This is a genomic window from Streptomyces griseocarneus, assembly GCF_014655595.1.
In the GTDB taxonomy this organism is placed as follows: domain Bacteria; phylum Actinomycetota; class Actinomycetes; order Streptomycetales; family Streptomycetaceae; genus Streptomyces; species Streptomyces griseocarneus.
The window spans coordinates 334,701-350,219 of record NZ_BNBL01000001.1 but is presented as its reverse complement, the minus strand read 5'-3'; the positions used below and the strand labels follow the sequence as shown (position 1 = coordinate 350,219).

Genomic DNA, 15,519 nt, shown 5'->3' with positions numbered 1-15,519 from the left:
GTGCCGGACGGCGAGGGGCACCTGCGGGTGGGGGCGGCGCCCGACGCCGCCCCGGCGCAGGGCGCGCCGGGCGCCCCGCACCCCGGCCCGGCCCAGGCGGCCGCGGCCTCGTCCACCAGCAGCAGCCGCTTGCGCTCCAGGCCGCCCGCGTAGCCGGTGAGCGAGCCGTCCGCGCCGATCACCCGGTGGCAGGGCCGCAGCACCAGCAGCGGATTGGCGCCGATCGCCCCGCCCACCGCGCGGACCGCGACGCGCGAGGCGCCGATGCCGGCGGCCAGCTGCCCGTAGCTCGTGGTGGCGCCGTACGGCACGGAGTCGAGCGCGTCCCACACGGCGCGGCGGAATTCCGTGCCCCGGACGTCGAATTCGAGGGCGAAGTCCTTCCGCCGCCCGGCGAAGTAGTCCTCCAGCTGCCGCGCGGCCTCGGCGAAGGCGGCGGGCTCGCGGCACCAGCCGGGCCCGACGGCGGGCGCGTTCTTCTGGTCCGGTAGGGACAGGGACGCGATGGCCGTGCCGCCCGGGGCGGTGGCGGAGGGCCGGCCGGTGAGCAGCAGCGGGCCCAGCGGGCTGTCGATCTCGGTGTACAGCATGTCAGTCGTCCTTCGCTGCGTTTCGGTCGGCGGTGGCGGTGGCGGCGGTCCACAGGTGGTGCACGGCGTAGGAGCGCCAGGGCCGCCAGGCCTCGGCGTCGCCGGGCGCGGCGCCCAGCGCGGCGAGCCCGTGGCGCACGCCCGCGTCGCCCTGCAGGAACACGTCCGGGTCGCCCAGCGCCCGCATCCGGATGTAGCAGGCCGTCCACGGCCCGATGCCCGCCAGGCCCAGCAGGGCCCGCTCGGCGGCCTCCCGGTCGGCGCCCGCGTCGAGGTGGACCGTGCCGTCCGCCAGGGCCTTGCCGATGGTACGCAGGGTGCGCCTGCGGGCGTCGGGCATGCCCAGTTCGTCCAGGGCGGCGTCCGCCAGTGTCGCGGGCTCGGGGAAGACGTGGGTGAGCGTGCCGTCGGGGGCGGCGAGCGGCTTGCCGTACGCGGCCACGAGCGTGGCGCCCAGCTTCGCCGCCGCCGGCAGGGAGACCTGCTGGCCCAGCACGGCCCGTACGGCCTGCTCCTCCGCGTCGGCCGCGCCCGGCGAGCGCAGCCCGGGCCGGGCGGCCACCAGCGCGCGCAGGTGGGGGTCGGCGCCCAGGCGCTCGGCGACGGCGTAGGGGTCGGCGTCCAGGTCGAAGAGCCGGCGCACCCGCTGGACGGCGGTGGACAGGTCGCGGGGGTCGGTCAGGTGCAGCCGGCAGTCGAGCCAGTCGCCGTGGGCCGCTCCGGCGGGCTCCCGGACCTCGGCCACGCCCGTGCCGTAGGGCAGTCGCAGGGTGCGGCGGTAGAGGCGGCCGCCGGGGGCGCCGGTCATCTCCTCGATGCCGGCGACGGCCCGCCGCTGAAGGAAGTCGAAGACCTGGCGGGCGGCGTACGGGCCCCGGTGGGCCAGCCGCAGCGGTACGCCGGCGCTCGCGTGACCGGCGGGGGCGCCGGAGCGGCCGCGCAGTTCGCTGGGCGTACGGGCGTAGACGGCCCGGATCGTGTCGTTGAACTGCCGCACGCTCGCGAATCCCGCCGCGAAGGCGATCTCCGTGACCGGCAGCGCGGTGGTCTGCAGCAGGATCCGTGCGGTGTGGGCGCGCTGGGTCCGGGCCAGGGCCACGGGACCGGCGCCCAGCTCCTCGGTGAGCTGGCGGTTCACCTGGCGGGCGCTGTAGCCGAGCCGGGCGGCGAGCCCGGCGACGCCCTCGCGGTCGACGACGCCGTCGCCGATCAGCCGCATCGCGCGGCCGACGAGGTCGGCGCGGACGTTCCACTCGGCCGAGCCGGGGGCCGTGTCCGGACGGCACCGGCGGCAGGCGCGGAACCCGGCCCGCTGGGCGGCGGCGGAGGAGGGGTAGAAGCGCACGTTCTCCCGCTTGGGGGTCACCGCCGGACAGCTGGGCCGGCAGTAGATGCCGGTGGTCCGCACGGCGGTGAAGAAGTCGCCGTCGAAGCGGGCGTCCCTGCTGCTCACCGCCTGGTAGCGGAAGTCGTCGAGTCGGCTTGCGGTGTCCGTCATGTGTCCCAGTCTGCGCCTGCGGGAGGGGTGTGACTGGCGGGAATCGGACATGGCCCTCGCCCGGGGGCGAGGGCCATGTGCGGTGTGCCCCTAGCGGGCGCCGCCCCGCTTCAGCTCGTACCAGCGCCGGCCGTCCGCCTGCTTCCGCTTCCAGTCACGGAGCCTCTCCGTGCGGAGGCGGGCGTCCGTGCGCGAGGCGATCCATTCGTTCTCGCGGATCAGCTTGCGGTAGCTGTCGAGCCGGCGCGCGGGCAGCTCCCCGCTGTCGACCGAGGCCAGCACCGCGCAGCCCGGCTCGCTCTCGTGCGCGCAGTCGTGGAAGCGGCAGTCCGTGGCGAGGGCCTCGATCTCGGCGAACGTCCGCGCGACGCCGGCCTCGGCGTCCCACAGACCCACCCCGCGCAGGCCCGGGGTGTCGATCAGCACGCCCCCGCCGGGCAGGGGGAGCATGTTGCGCGTGGTGGTGGTGTGCCGGCCCTTGCCGTCCCGGTCGCGGGTCGCCCGGACGACCTGCGCCTCCTCGCCCACGAGGGCGTTGGCGAGGGTGGACTTGCCGGCCCCGGACTGGCCGAGGAGCACCGACGTGCCGCCGGCCAGCACGGCGGCGAGGACGTCGACGCCCTCGCCGGTCTCCGCGCTGACGGCCAGCACCTGGGCCCCCGGCGCCGCGGCCTCGGTGTCGGCCAGCAGGTGGTCGAGCACGACCGGGTCGGGGACGAGGTCGGCCTTGGTGAGCACGACGAGCGGGGTGGCACCGCTCTCCCAGGCCAGGGTGAGGAACCGCTCGATCCGGCCGAGGTCGAGCTCGACGGCCAGCGAGACGGCGATGACGGCGTGGTCGACGTTGGCCGCGAGGATCTGGCCCTCGGACCGCTGGGAGGACGTGGACCGGACGAAGGCCGTGCGGCGGGGCAGCAGGGCCCGGACGTACCCGGCGGTCAGGTCGACGGCGGCCCAGTCGCCGGTGCACATGATGGCCAGCGGGTCGCCTGTGGTGACGAGGGCGGTGTCGGCCATGACGTGCCGGGTGCCGTCGCCGTCGGCGACGACGAGGTCGCAACGGCCGCGGTCGACCCGGACGATCCGCCCGGGCACGAACCCCTCGGCGGTGTGCGGGGCGAAGCTGTCAGCGAGGTCCGCGTTCCAGCCGTAGGCGGTCAGCGGGCGTGCGGAAGTGAGCTCGGACAAGACGGTGGTCCTTCAGGAGGGAGGTGGGATGGATCTGCTTCCGAGTGCGGGCACGGCCCGTCGCAACGACAGTCATCGCGATACTCACCTCCTGTGGAGCGCTTCGTTCTTGCCCGGCGATCGTAGGCGCTCCCGGCCCGGCGTCACCACCGGTTTTCCCCGGCGCTATTCGCGCCGGTGCTTGGCGTGCTTCGGCCCCTGCCGGGGCTGCTGTTCGGGCTTGGTCAGCCGGGAGCGCACGTCCTCGGGGGGCAGGAACTGGGCCCAGCGCTCGGGGAACTCCGAGGGCGGCTCGCGGTCCTGGCCCATCACGCCGTCCTCCGGGTCGTAGGGGTCGTCCTCCATCTCGTGGACCAGGGCCATCGCGGCCCGTTCGTAGGCGGCCCGCGCGGCGGCGGCCTCGCGCAGCCGCTCGACCTCGGCGCGGGCGGCGGCCGTGGTGACCGACGGCCACACCCGGTCCAGTGCGGCGTTGACCGCGGCGCCGACGAGCACCGCGAAGGCGGAGACTCCGATCCACAGCAGCACGGCGACGGGGGCCGCCAGCGATCCGTAGATCGTCACGCCCTCGACGGTGTGTGTGAGGTAGATGCGCAGCAGGAGGCTGCCGAGCACCCACATGGCCAGGGCGACGAGCGCCCCGGGGATGTCCTCCGCCCAGGGCGAGCGGACCGGGACGGACACGTGGTAGAGCGTGGTGAGGAAGGCGATGGACAGCACGATGACGACGGGCCAGTACAGGAAGCGGACGACGTCCGCGCTCCAGGGCACGATGTCCACCACCGCCTCCGGTCCCGCCACCATCAGCGGCAGGGCCACCGCCCCGACGACGAGGGCGACGATGTAGAGGAGGAAGGCCAGCAGCCGGGTGCGCACGATGCCACGCTTGCCCTCCAGCCCGTACATGATCGTGATGGTCTCGACGAAGACGTTCACGGCCCGGGAGCCGGACCACAGGGCGATGGCGAAGCCGATGGAGATGACGTCGGGACGCCCGATCCTGATGACGTCCTCGACCAGCGGCTCGGCGATGTCCTTGGTGCCCTTGTCCGACAGCACGGTCGAGGAGGCGGCGAGGATGTTCTGCTGGATGGCGCCGATGGTGTCGGTGCCCGTCCAGTCGTCGAGGTAGCGCAGCAGGCCGAGGAGGCCCAGCAGCAGCGGCGGCAGCGACAGGAGGGTGAAGAACGCGGCCTCCGCGGCGAGCCCCGTGACGCGGTACTCCACGCAGGAGTTGACCGTGTCCTTCAGGAGCAGCCAAGCCATCCTGCGTTTGGAGACATTGCGATACAGGGCCCTCGCCCTGTGGAGCCGGCCGACCTGCCGGTCCGAATGTTCTTTTGCTGCCTGCACGCCCTAACCGTATCCGCCGCGGACGGGTCGCTCGTTCCGCTCGCCCCGGCGGCCGGGGGCGCGGACGGGGGCCGACGGGAGGCCGTGGAGGGTGGTGCTGCGCCGACTCGGCACCACCCTCCGGCCGCTCACCGTCACCCTCCGCCCGGGGCGGGGTGGTTCGCAATGGTTGCATGGCGTTGCAATATCGCGGATGACCCCGCACGCACCGCCTCCTGCCGGGCACCATTGCAGCGTGAAGCGCATACCCATGGAGACGGCTCTGCTTCCCGCGGTCCGCGAGGCCACGCTCTCCGGCTCGCGGCCCCCCTCGCTGCCGCGGACCGTGATCGGTCAGTCGTGGCACCGTGCGCGCCGGCACGGGGTGGACCCGGACTCGGGCCGGTCCGTGCCGCTGATCCCGGTCGACGAGGTGGAGCACCTGCGCCACACCTCGCCGCTGGGGGTGCTGCTGCCGCAGCTGCGCGAGGGCCTGCTCGAGGCCGCCGACGCCGTGCGCCACCTGATCGTCGTCACCGACGCCGAGGGCAGGCTGCTGTGGCGGGAGGGAAGCGCGGGAGTGCGCCGGAGCGCCGACCGGCTGGGCTTCGAGGTGGGGGCGTCCTGGACGGAGGAGGTGGTGGGGACGAACGGGATCGGTCTGGCGCTGGTGGAGCGCCGCCCGGTGCAGGTGCACTCCGCCGAGCACTTCGTCCGCACCCACCACGCGTGGACGTGCGCGGCGGCCCCGCTGCACGACCCGCGCGACGGGCGGCTGCTGGGCGTGCTGAACGTCAGCGGTCCGGCGGCCGCCTTCAACCCCACCACGCTCGCCCTGGTGACCGCCGTGGCCAAGGTGTCCGAGGCGGAGCTGCGGGCCCGGCACTGGGAGTCGGTCGACCGGCTGCGCGCGGTCGCGGCGCCCATGCTGGCCCGGGTCGGCGGCCGGGCGCTGGCGGTGGACCGCGACGGCTGGACGGCGGCGGTGACCGGGATGGCCCCGGTGAGCCGGGTGGTGCTGCCCCGGCAGGTGCGGCCGGGCCGGGCCTGGCTTCCCTCGCTCGGGCCGTGCTCGATCGAGCCGCTGCCGGACGGCTGGCTGGTGCGCGTCCACGAGGCGGACGGCGAGGACGCGCCGCCCGGCCGGCTGGTGCTGGACCTGCGCCTTCCCCACAGCTGGACGGTCACGGTCTCCGGGGGCGCGGGCCACTGGTCGCACGAGCTCAGCCCGCGGCACGCCGAGTTGCTCTACGTCCTGGCCCGGCACCGCGCCGGGCGGACGGCCGCCGAGCTGGCCGCGGACCTCTTCGGCGACGCCACCCGCACGGTGACGGTCCGGGCGGAGATGTCGCGGATGCGGCGCACGCTGGCGGGGGTGCTCAGCCACCGCCCGTACCGCTTCGCGGACGGCCTGGACGTCCGGCTGCTGGCGCCGCACCGGGCCGCGGACCTGCTGCCCGCCTCGACGGCGCCGGTGGTGCTGGCCGCGCGCCGGGACCTGGAGGAGGATTAGCCGAGGGGGTGTGATGGGGTTCGGTGCATGAGCGACAGCACGACGACCGTGACCACCTGGTCCATGGAGCAGACCTCGCCGGCCGACCTGCGCCCCGCCCGCGTCCCGGACCCCTCGTCCGGGGTCCGGATCGAGCGGGCGGAGGTGCCCTCGCCGGAGTTCAGCCGCTTCCTGTACACGGCCGTGGGCGGCGACGTCACCTGGACGGACCGGCTGCCGTGGACCTACGCGCAGTGGCTCGCCCACCTCCAGCGGCCGGGGGTGGAGACCTGGGTGGCGTACGAGCACGGGACGCCCGCGGGGTACATAGAGCTGGACCCGCAGCCGGAGGGGACGGTGGAGATCGTCTACTTCGGGCTGATGGAGCGGTTCCAGGGCCGCCGCATCGGCGGGCACCTGCTGTCGTTCGGCACCGCGCGGGCCTGGGACCTGGCCGAGCGGTGGCCGGAGCGGGAGCCGACGAAGCGGGTGTGGCTGCACACCTGCAGCAAGGACGGGCCGCACGCGCTCGCCAACTACGAGCGGCGCGGCTTTCGGGTGTTCGAGACGAAGACCGAGGACGAACCGGACACTCCACCGCCCGGTCCCTGGCCCGGTGCGCGCCGCGGTGAGGGCGCGCAGCCGTAGTCCCCTCCGTAGCCGTCAGAACAGGCCGTCTCGTATCACGAGACGGCCTTTCTCAATATACGGACAACAGTGGACTGGCCGAAGACCGCCGTGCCACGCTTCCGCCATGTCCCGCACTGGAATTGCCCTGGTGAGTCGACGTCACGTCGACCTCGGTCGCATGTCCAGCGCCATCTGTCCGGCGGGCTGACAGTCACAGCACCACCGCCCTTCCCTCGCCGCCCCTTCCGTCGCGCGGCCGGGACGCCTTTTCCTCCTCCCTCTGCGCCTGTTGTCGCGGACGTATGTGGACTTTAAGGACATTTCGCCATGGCTGACACCCCGCCGAACTCCCCTGCCGCCGCCCCGCCCCGGCGCAAGACCGGCCGCCACCGCGGCGAGGGCCAGTGGGCCGTCGGCCACTTCACGCCGCTCAACGGCAACGAGCAGTTCAAGAAGGATGACGACGGTCTCAATGTGCGGACACGCATTGAGACGATCTACTCCAAGGCCGGCTTCCACTCCATCGACCCCAGCGACCTGCGCGGCCGGATGCGCTGGTGGGGGCTGTACACCCAGCGCAAGCCCGGCATCGACGGCGGCAAGACCGCGGTGCTGGAGCCGGAGGAGCTGGACGACGAGTACTTCATGCTCCGGGTGCGCATCGACGGCGGCCGGCTGACCACCGCCCAGCTGCGCGTCATCGGCGAGGTCTCCCAGGAGTTCGCGCGCGGCACCGCCGACATCACCGACCGGCAGAACATCCAGTACCACTGGATCCGCATCGAGGACGTCCCGGAGATCTGGCGGCGGCTGGAGGCCGTGGGCCTGTCGACCACCGAGGCCTGCGGCGACACCCCCCGCGTGATCCTGGGCTCGCCGGTCGCCGGCATCGCCGAGGACGAGATCGTCGACGGCACGCCCGCCATCGAGGAGATCCAGCGCCGCTTCATCGGCAACAAGGACTTCTCCAACCTCCCCCGCAAGTTCAAGTCCGCCGTCTCCGGCTCGCCGCTGCTGGACGTGGCCCACGAGATCAACGACGTCGCGTTCGTCGGCGTGCGCCACCCCGAGCACGGCCCGGGCTTCGACCTGTGGGTGGGCGGCGGCCTGTCCACCAACCCCAGAATCGGCGTACGGCTGGGCGCCTGGGTGCCGCTGGAGGAGGTCGCCGACGTCTACGGCGGGGTCATCGGCATCTTCCGCGACTACGGCTACCGCCGGCTGCGCAACCGCGCCCGGCTGAAGTTCCTCGTCGCCGACTGGGGGGCGGAGAGGTTCCGGCGGGTGCTCGAGGACGAGTACCTGCGCCGCCCGCTGCTCGACGGGCCCGCGCCCGAACAGCCGGTGGAGCGGTGGCGGGACCACGTGGGCGTCCACCGGCAGAAGGACGGCCGCTTCTACGTCGGCTTCGCGCCACGCGTCGGCCGCGTCGACGGCGCCGGCCTGACGAAGATCGCGGCGCTCGCCGAGGAGCACGGCTCGGGCCGGCTGCGCACCACCGCCGAACAGAAGATGATCGTGCTCGACGTGCCGGGCGAGCGGGTCGAGTCGCTGGTGGCGGGCCTGGAGGCGCTGGACCTGCGGGTCTCCCCCTCGCCCTTCCGGCGCGGCACGATGGCCTGCACGGGCATCGAGTTCTGCAAGCTGGCCATCGTGGAGACCAAGGCGCGCGGCTCCTGGGTCATCGACGAACTCGAGCGCCGGCTGCCGGACTTCGACGAACCCGTCACCATCAACATCAACGGCTGCCCGAACGCCTGCGCCCGCATCCAGGTCGCGGACATCGGTCTCAAGGGCCAGCTGGTCCTGGACGACGAGGGCCGGCAGGTCGAGGGCTTCCAGGTCCACCTGGGCGGCGCGCTCGGCCTCGAGGCGGGATTCGGCCGCAAGGTGCGCGGCCTGAAGGTCACCTCGGACCAGCTGCCCGACTACATCGAGCGGGTGCTGACCCGCTACAGCGAACAGCGCGAGGACGGCGAGCGGTTCGCCGCGTGGGCCGCGCGCGCGGCGGAGGCAGACCTCTCATGAGCGAACGAGCGGCTCCCTTCTACTGCCCCTACTGCGGCGACGAGGACCTGCGGCCCTCCGAGCAGGGTCACGGGGCCTGGGAATGCGGCGCGTGCAACCGCGCGTTCCGGCTGTCGTTCCTCGGGCTCCTCGCCCGGGGCGTGGCCAAGGGGGCACCGAATGAACGGACTTGACGAGACCGGGGCACCCGACCGGCTCCGGCGGCTCGCCGAGCGGGCGGGCCGCGAGCTGGAGGACGCCCCGGCGCTGGAGATCCTGCGCTGGGCGGCCGACACCTTCGGCAAGCGCTTGTGCGTGACCTCCTCCATGGAGGACGCCGTGGTCGCGCACCTCGCCTCACGCGCCTTCCCCGGCATCGACGTGGTCTTCCTGGACACCGGCTACCACTTCCCGGAGACCCTCGGCACCCGCGACGCGGTCGACGCCGTGATGGACGTCCGCGTCATCACGCTCACCCCGCGCCTGAGCGTCGCCGAGCAGGACGCCGCGCACGGACCGGAGCTGCACGACCGCGACCCCGACCTGTGCTGCGCACTGCGCAAGGTCGAGCCGCTCACCAGGGGCCTGGCCGGATACGACGCCTGGGCCACCGGGCTGCGCCGCGACGAGTCCCCCACCCGGGCCGGCACCCCCGTGGTGGGCTGGGACGCCCGGAGGCGGAAGGTCAAGGTCGCGCCGATAGCCCGCTGGACCCAGGACGACGTCGACGCCTACGTCGACGAGCACGGCGTCCTCACCAACCCGCTGCTGATGGACGGCTACACGTCCGTCGGATGCGCCCCCTGTACCCGCAAGGTACGCGCGGGTCAGGATGCGCGCGCCGGTCGCTGGGCGGGCCGGGGCAAGACGGAATGCGGGCTGCACGAATGACAGGGAGAACGACATGAGCGTGGGCGCCACGGTGTGGCTCACCGGCCTCCCCAGCGCGGGCAAGACGACGATCGCCCGGGCGCTGGCGGAACGGCTGCGCGATGAGGGCCGGCGGGTGGAGGTGCTGGACGGGGACGAGATCCGCGAGTTCCTCTCGGCCGGGCTGGGCTTCTCGCGCGAGGACCGGCACACCAACGTGCGACGGATCGGGTTCGTGGCCCAGCTGCTGGCCGCGCACGGGGTGACCGTGCTCGTACCGGTCATCGCCCCCTACGCCGACTCCCGCGAGGCGGTGCGCAAGCACCACCGGGCGCGCGGCACCGGCTATGTGGAGGTGCACGTGGCGACACCGGTGGAGGTGTGCTCCGTACGCGATGTGAAGGGCCTGTACGCCAGACAGGCGGCGGGCGAGATATCCGGCCTGACGGGCGTCGACGACCCGTACGAGGCGCCGGCCGATCCCGACCTGCGGATCGCCGCGCACGAACAGGGCGTCGGGGAGTCGGCGGCGGCTCTGTATGGCCTGCTGGGCGAGAGGGGTTTGCTGTGAATACGAGTACGGACAGTCCGTACGCCCTCTCGCACCTGGACGTGCTGGAGTCGGAGGCGGTGCACATCTTCCGCGAGGTGGCGGGGGAGTTCGAGCGGCCGGTGATCCTGTTCTCCGGCGGCAAGGACTCGGTGGTCATGCTGCACCTGGCGCTGAAGGCCTTCGCGCCGGCGCCCGTGCCCTTCGCGCTGCTGCACGTGGACACCGGGCACAACTTCCCCGAGGTCCTCGCCTACCGGGACCGCACGGTCGCCGCGCACGGCCTGCGCCTGCACGTGGCCTCCGTACAGGAGTTCATCGACCGCGGCGAGCTGCGGGAGCGCCCCGACGGCACCCGCAACCCGCTGCAGACCGTGCCGCTGCTGGACGCCATCGCCCGCCACCGCTTCGACGCCGTCTTCGGCGGCGGGCGCCGCGACGAGGAGAAGGCGCGGGCCAAGGAGCGGGTGTTCTCGCTGCGCGACGAGTTCGGCGGCTGGGACCCCCGCCGCCAGCGCCCCGAGCTGTGGCAGCTCTACAACGGCCGCCACGCGCCCGGCGAGCACGTGCGGGTCTTCCCCCTGTCGAACTTCACCGAGCTCGACGTGTGGCAGTACATCGCCCGCGAGAAGATCGAACTGCCGTCGATCTACTACGCGCACGAGCGCGAGGTCTTCGCCCGCGACGGCATGTGGCTCACCCCCGGCGACTGGGGCGGCCCCAAGGAGGGCGAACCGGTGGAGAGGCGCCTGGTGCGCTACCGCACCGTCGGCGACATGTCCTGCACCGGCGCCGTCGACTCCGTCGCCCTGACGACCGAGGACGTCATCACCGAGATCACCGCCTCCCGCCTCACCGAGCGCGGGGCGAGCAGGGCCGACGACCGGCTGTCCGAGGCCGCGATGGAAGACCGCAAGCGCGAGGGGTACTTCTGACATGACCGACCGCACCCTTCCGGCGGGCGCGACGTCGCTGCTGCGCTTCGCCACCGCCGGCTCCGTCGACGACGGCAAGTCCACGCTCGTCGGCCGCCTCCTCCACGACTCCAAGGCCGTCCTGGCCGACCAGCTCGAGGCCGTCGAGCACGCCTCGCGCAGCCGCGGCCACGACGCCCCGGACCTGGCGCTGCTGACCGACGGGCTGCGGGCGGAGCGCGAGCAGGGCATCACCATCGACGTCGCCTACCGCTACTTCGCCACCCCCCGCCGCCGGTTCATCCTCGCCGACACCCCCGGCCACGTGCAGTACACCCGCAACATGGTCACCGGCGCCTCCACCGCCGAGCTCGCCGTCGTCCTGGTCGACGCCCGCAACGGCGTGGTCGAGCAGACCCGCCGCCACGCCGCCGTCGCCGCCCTCCTGCGCGTGCCGCACGTGGTCCTGGCCGTCAACAAGATGGACCTCGCCGGGTACGCCGAGTCCGTCTTCGCCCCGATCGCCGAGGAGTTCGCCGCCTACGCCGCCTCCCTCGGCATCCCCGAGGTCACCGCCGTCCCCATCTCCGCCCTGGCCGGCGACAACGTCGTGACCCCGTCCGCGCACATGGACTGGTACGGCGGCCCCACCGTCCTCGAGCACCTCGAGACGGTGCCCGTGGTCACCGACCCGACCGCCGACCCGGCCCGCTTCCCGGTCCAGTACGTCATCCGCCCGCAGAGCGCCGCCCACCCCGACTACCGCGGCTACGCCGGCCGGCTCGCCTCCGGCGTGCTGCGCGTCGGCGACCCGGTGACGGTGCTGCCCTCGGGGCGCACCAGCACCGTCGCCGCCATCGACGCCCTCGGCGAGAGCGTCGACGTCGCCTGGGCGCCGCAGTCCGTGACCGTGCGGCTGGCCGACGACCTGGACGTCTCGCGCGGCGACCTCATCGCCCCCACCGCCGGCCCGCCGCCCACCACCCGGGACGTCGAGGCGACGGTGTGCCACGTCGCCGACCGGCCCCTGCGCGTCGGGGACCGCGTCCTGCTCAAGCACACCACCCGCACCGTCAAGGCCCTGGTGAAGGTGCTGCCCTCCCGGCTGACCCTCGACGACCTCTCCCAGCACCCCTCCCCCGGCGAGCTGGCCGCCAACGACATCGGGCGGGTGGTGCTGCGCACGGCCGAGCCGCTGGCGCTCGACGCCTACGCCGACTCCCGGAGCACCGGCTCGTTCCTGCTGATCGACCCGGCCGACGGGACGACGCTGACGGCGGGCATGGCGGGCACGGCCTTCGCGGCCCGGGCCGCGCGGCCGGCGGCCGACGACGACGAGGGCTGGGACTTCTGACCATGGCCGGAATCGTGCGGGACGTCTTCGCGACCTTCGACAAGGAGGGCGGCCGTGTCGGCAGCGGCGCCCTCGGCAGCGGCCAGGGCGGCGTCGGGCGATGTGCGCGCTGATGTCCGTACCGCAGCCCCTGCCCCGTCCCCGACGTCCCAGTGAACCGCCGGGCGTGCCCTAGCCGTACGCACCGGCCCGCGGAGAGGAACCCCCCTCATGTCTGCCGCCGCTCACCCACCCCGCCGCCGCGTCCTCGCGGCCGCGGCCGCCCTCCCCCTGCTGCTCGGCGCCCTGGGCGCCTGCGGCTACGGCTCGGAGAAGAAGGACGACGGCGCGAACGCCGCGGCCCAGGGCCGCAAGCTGTCGGCCGACACCGTCCGGATCGGCTACTTCCCCAACATCACCCACGCCACGCCGCTGGTCGGCGAGCAGGAGGGGATCCTGCAGAAGGCGCTGGGCGGCACGAAGCTCCGTTCGACCACCTTCAACGCGGGACCGTCGGAGATCGAGGCGCTCAACGCGGACTCCATCGACATCGGCTGGATCGGCCCGTCGCCGGCCGTCAACGGCTATGTGAAGTCCAAGGGCAAGAGCCTGCGGATCATCTCGGGCTCGGCGTCGGGCGGGGTGAAGCTCGTCGTCGACCCGAAGAAGATCACCTCGCTGGACGACGTCAAGGGCAAGCGGATCGCCACCCCGCAGAAGGGCAACACGCAGGACGTGGCGTTCCTGAACTGGATCGCCGAGCAGGGCTGGAAGGTCGATCCGCAGAGCGGCAAGGGCGACGTCTCGGTCGTCCGCACGGACAACAAGGTGACGCCCGACGCCTTCAAGTCCGGTTCGGTGGACGGCGCCTGGGTGCCCGAGCCGACGGCCTCCAAGCTGGTCTCGCAGGGCGGCAAGGTGCTGCTGGACGAGAGCACGCTGTGGCAGGACAAGAAGTTCGTGATCACCAATGTGATCGTGTCGCAGAAGTTCCTCGACGCGCACCCCGACGTGGTCGAGGCCGTGCTGCGCGGTTCGGTGCGCACCAACGCCTGGATCGCGGCGAACCCGGACCGGGCCAAGGCCTCGGTGAACGCGGCCCTCAAGCGGCTGGGCGGCAAGGAGCTGCCGGCCGAGGTGCTCGACCCGGCGTGGCAGTCCATCACGACGACGGACGACCCGCTGGCCACGACGCTGGGGGCACAGGCGGACCACGCCGTCAAGGCGGGGCTGCTGGAGAAGCCGGATCTGTCCGGCATCTACGACCTGCGCCCGCTCAACAAGGTCCTGACGGCCGAGGGCAGGCCCTCGGTCGACGCGGCGAAGCTCGGCAGGCAGTGACGTGTACGCGGCAGTCGGGGCCCGTAGGCCCGCTCCCCGATCAGGAGGTGGCCGGATGGCACCGGCACTGAGCACTGACACTCCCGGTCCCTTCCACACGACCGGCGATCCGTCCGCCACGGCCGTCCTCGACGACGGCATACGGACGGCGGTCCGCATCGACCACGTCCACAAGAGCTACGGCCGTCCCGGCGCCGAGCGGCCCGTGCTCGAGGACATCACCCTCGACGTGCGCCCCGGCGAGTTCGTGTGCCTCCTGGGCGCCTCGGGCTGCGGGAAGTCGACGCTGCTGAACCTGGTGGCCGGCCTGGACCGGCCGTCCGCCGGCACGATCGAGGTGCCCGGCGGGCGCCCGGCGCTGATGTTCCAGGAGCACGCGCTGTTCCCGTGGCTGACGGCGGGCCGCAACATCGAGCTGGCGCTGCGGCTGCGCGGGGTGCCGCGGGCCGAACGGCGGGAGGAGGCCGAACGGCTGCTGGAGCTGGTGCGGCTGGGCGGCTCGTACGGCAAACGCGTGCACGAACTGTCGGGCGGCATGCGGCAGCGCGTCGCGCTGGCCCGGGCGCTGGCCCAGGACAGCCGGGTGCTGCTGATGGACGAGCCGTTCGCGGCGCTGGACGCCATCACCCGCGACGTGCTGCACCACGAGCTGACCCGCATCTGGTCGCAGACGCGGCTGTCGGTCCTCTTCGTCACGCACAACGTCCGCGAGGCGGTGCGGCTCGGCGAGCGCGTGGTGCTGCTGTCGTCCCGGCCGGGCCGGGTCGTGCGCGAGTGGGAGGTCGGCATTCCGCAGCCGCGCCGGATCGAGGACGCGGCGGTGGCCGACCTGTCGGTGGAGATCACCGAGGAACTGCGGGGGGAGATCCGCCGACATGGCCGGAACTGAGACCGCCCCGGCCGGTGGCCGGCGCGCCGAGGGCGACCTCGCGGGACTGGAGGCCGGCCTCGATGCCCTGGACTCCGTCCAGGTCAGGCGCACGCCCCTGCGGCAGGTGCTGCTGCACAAGGTGCTGCCGCCCGTCACGGCGGCCCTGCTGGTGCTGGCCGTCTGGAAGCTGCTGGTGCTGGCCGGGGTCACCGACGACTACAAGCTGCCGGACCCGTCGGCGGTGTGGGGCGGCCTGCGCGAGCTGTGGCTGAACGGGACGCTGCTCGACATCGTCTGGACCAGCGTCTCGCGCGGCCTGCTGGGCTTCGTGGCCGCGCTGGCCATCGGCACGCCGCTGGGCCTGCTGGTGGCGCGGGTGCCGCTCGTCCGGGCGGCGCTGGGGCCGATCCTGTCGGGGCTGCAGTCGCTGCCGTCGGTGGCCTGGGTGCCGGCCGCGGTGATCTGGCTGGGCATCACGGACGCCGCGATGTACGCCGTGATCCTGCTGGGCGCGGTGCCGTCCATCGCCAACGGCCTGGTGTCGGGCATCGACCAGGTGCCGCCGCTGTACCTGCGGGCCGGGCGCACGATGGGTGCGACCGGGGCGCGCGGTGCCCGGCACGTGCTGCTGCCGGCCGCGCTGCCGGGCTACATCGCGGGCCTGAAGCAGGGCTGGGCGTTCTCCTGGCGCTCGCTGATGGCGGCGGAGCTCATCGCCTCCTCGCCCGATCTGGGCCTGGGGCTGGGCCAGTACCTGGAGAACGCCCGCACCGACTCGGACATGCCGGGGGTGCTGCTCGGCATCCTCCTCATCCTGTTCGTGGGCATCGCCATCGACCTGATCGTCTTCAGCCCGCTCGAGCGCCGGGTGCTGCGCACGCGCGGGCTGGCGGTGCGGTAGCC

Annotated in this window: 15 protein-coding genes and 1 pseudogene; 12 read left to right on the top strand and 4 right to left on the bottom strand. The window is 73.5% G+C overall.

Features of this window, described 5'->3' with window-relative positions; translation table 11 throughout:
• Positions 1-101 precede the first annotated feature (101 nt).
• From IE295_RS01450 to IE295_RS01435, 4 genes and pseudogenes are all read right to left on the bottom strand, one after another.
• Positions 102-590, bottom strand: a pseudogene (locus IE295_RS01450) (methylated-DNA--[protein]-cysteine S-methyltransferase); the annotation flags it as partial.
• Position 591: 1 nt separating this feature from the next.
• Entirely contained in the window at positions 592-2,088 is a 1,497-nt protein-coding gene (locus IE295_RS01445; RefSeq protein WP_224322949.1) for a DNA-3-methyladenine glycosylase 2 family protein, read from the bottom strand.
• Positions 2,089-2,178: 90 nt separating this feature from the next.
• A complete protein-coding gene (gene rsgA, locus IE295_RS01440) occupies positions 2,179-3,276 on the bottom strand; it encodes a ribosome small subunit-dependent GTPase A (protein WP_190061549.1) in 1,098 nt (365 codons plus the stop codon).
• Between the two features lie 165 nt (positions 3,277-3,441).
• Positions 3,442-4,629, bottom strand: a complete 1,188-nt coding sequence (locus IE295_RS01435) for a YihY/virulence factor BrkB family protein (protein ID WP_190061548.1) — start codon at positions 4,627-4,629, stop codon at positions 3,442-3,444.
• Positions 4,630-4,879: 250 nt separating this feature from the next.
• Between IE295_RS01435 and IE295_RS01430 the strand changes: the two genes are divergently transcribed.
• The 12 genes from IE295_RS01430 to IE295_RS01380 all read left to right on the top strand — a co-directional run bounded on the left by IE295_RS01430 (position 4,880) and on the right by IE295_RS01380 (position 15,517).
• Positions 4,880-6,121, top strand: a complete 1,242-nt coding sequence (locus IE295_RS01430; RefSeq protein WP_190062349.1) for a GAF domain-containing protein — start codon at positions 4,880-4,882, stop codon at positions 6,119-6,121.
• 27 nt (positions 6,122-6,148) lie between these two features.
• Complete coding sequence (locus tag IE295_RS01425) at positions 6,149-6,748, top strand: GNAT family N-acetyltransferase (RefSeq protein ID WP_190061547.1); 600 nt, start codon at positions 6,149-6,151, stop codon at positions 6,746-6,748.
• 106 nt (positions 6,749-6,854) lie between these two features.
• Complete coding sequence (locus IE295_RS34365; protein ID WP_313896922.1) at positions 6,855-6,938, top strand: putative leader peptide; 84 nt, start codon at positions 6,855-6,857, stop codon at positions 6,936-6,938.
• Positions 6,939-7,057: 119 nt separating this feature from the next.
• Entirely contained in the window at positions 7,058-8,758 is a 1,701-nt protein-coding gene (locus IE295_RS01420) for a nitrite/sulfite reductase (RefSeq protein ID WP_190061546.1), read from the top strand.
• Positions 8,755-8,931 carry a hypothetical protein gene (locus IE295_RS01415; RefSeq protein WP_190061545.1) on the top strand — a complete coding sequence of 59 codons (177 nt, stop codon included), beginning with the start codon at positions 8,755-8,757 and terminating at the stop codon, positions 8,929-8,931. The genes IE295_RS01420 and IE295_RS01415 overlap by 4 nt, the downstream gene beginning before the upstream one ends.
• Entirely contained in the window at positions 8,918-9,628 is a 711-nt protein-coding gene (locus IE295_RS01410) for a phosphoadenylyl-sulfate reductase (RefSeq protein WP_190061544.1), read from the top strand. Before IE295_RS01415 ends, IE295_RS01410 begins: the two co-directional genes overlap by 14 nt.
• Before the next feature lie 13 nt (positions 9,629-9,641).
• Positions 9,642-10,178: an adenylyl-sulfate kinase gene (gene cysC / locus IE295_RS01405; protein WP_224322948.1), complete on the top strand. Its 537-nt coding sequence runs from the start codon at positions 9,642-9,644 to the stop codon at positions 10,176-10,178.
• Positions 10,175-11,092, top strand: coding sequence for a sulfate adenylyltransferase subunit CysD (gene cysD / locus IE295_RS01400; protein WP_190061542.1), 918 nt, complete (start codon positions 10,175-10,177; stop codon positions 11,090-11,092). Before cysC ends, cysD begins: the two co-directional genes overlap by 4 nt.
• A gap of 1 nt (position 11,093) precedes the next feature.
• Positions 11,094-12,425 (top strand): sulfate adenylyltransferase subunit 1, encoded by a 1,332-nt coding sequence (locus IE295_RS01395; protein WP_190061541.1) that lies wholly within the window; start codon positions 11,094-11,096, stop codon positions 12,423-12,425.
• A 210-nt stretch (positions 12,426-12,635) separates the two neighbouring features.
• Entirely contained in the window at positions 12,636-13,745 is a 1,110-nt protein-coding gene (locus tag IE295_RS01390) for an aliphatic sulfonate ABC transporter substrate-binding protein (protein WP_190061540.1), read from the top strand.
• A 55-nt stretch (positions 13,746-13,800) separates the two neighbouring features.
• The gene (locus IE295_RS01385; protein WP_190061539.1) at positions 13,801-14,634 is read left to right on the top strand and encodes an ABC transporter ATP-binding protein; all 834 of its coding nucleotides are present in this window, start codon (positions 13,801-13,803) and stop codon (positions 14,632-14,634) included.
• Positions 14,621-15,517, top strand: a complete 897-nt coding sequence (locus IE295_RS01380) for an ABC transporter permease (protein WP_190061538.1) — start codon at positions 14,621-14,623, stop codon at positions 15,515-15,517. The genes IE295_RS01385 and IE295_RS01380 overlap by 14 nt, the downstream gene beginning before the upstream one ends.
• Positions 15,518-15,519: the final 2 nt, after the last annotated feature.

Excerpts from the sequence above, each read along its gene's own strand:
- IE295_RS01445 (WP_224322949.1), bottom strand. The coding sequence starts at position 2,088 with ATGACGGACACCGCAAGCCGACTCGACGACTTCCGCTACCAGGCGGTG.
- IE295_RS01430 (WP_190062349.1), top strand. The coding sequence starts at position 4,880 with ATGGAGACGGCTCTGCTTCCCGCGGTCCGCGAGGCCACGCTCTCCGGC.
- IE295_RS01425 (WP_190061547.1), top strand. The coding sequence starts at position 6,149 with ATGAGCGACAGCACGACGACCGTGACCACCTGGTCCATGGAGCAGACC.
- IE295_RS34365 (WP_313896922.1), top strand. The coding sequence starts at position 6,855 with ATGTCCCGCACTGGAATTGCCCTGGTGAGTCGACGTCACGTCGACCTC.
- IE295_RS01420 (WP_190061546.1), top strand. The coding sequence starts at position 7,058 with ATGGCTGACACCCCGCCGAACTCCCCTGCCGCCGCCCCGCCCCGGCGC.
- IE295_RS01415 (WP_190061545.1), top strand. The coding sequence starts at position 8,755 with ATGAGCGAACGAGCGGCTCCCTTCTACTGCCCCTACTGCGGCGACGAG.
- IE295_RS01410 (WP_190061544.1), top strand. The coding sequence starts at position 8,918 with ATGAACGGACTTGACGAGACCGGGGCACCCGACCGGCTCCGGCGGCTC.
- cysC (WP_224322948.1), top strand. The coding sequence starts at position 9,642 with ATGAGCGTGGGCGCCACGGTGTGGCTCACCGGCCTCCCCAGCGCGGGC.
- IE295_RS01395 (WP_190061541.1), top strand. The coding sequence starts at position 11,094 with ATGACCGACCGCACCCTTCCGGCGGGCGCGACGTCGCTGCTGCGCTTC.
- IE295_RS01390 (WP_190061540.1), top strand. The coding sequence starts at position 12,636 with ATGTCTGCCGCCGCTCACCCACCCCGCCGCCGCGTCCTCGCGGCCGCG.
- IE295_RS01385 (WP_190061539.1), top strand. The coding sequence starts at position 13,801 with ATGGCACCGGCACTGAGCACTGACACTCCCGGTCCCTTCCACACGACC.
- IE295_RS01380 (WP_190061538.1), top strand. The coding sequence starts at position 14,621 with ATGGCCGGAACTGAGACCGCCCCGGCCGGTGGCCGGCGCGCCGAGGGC.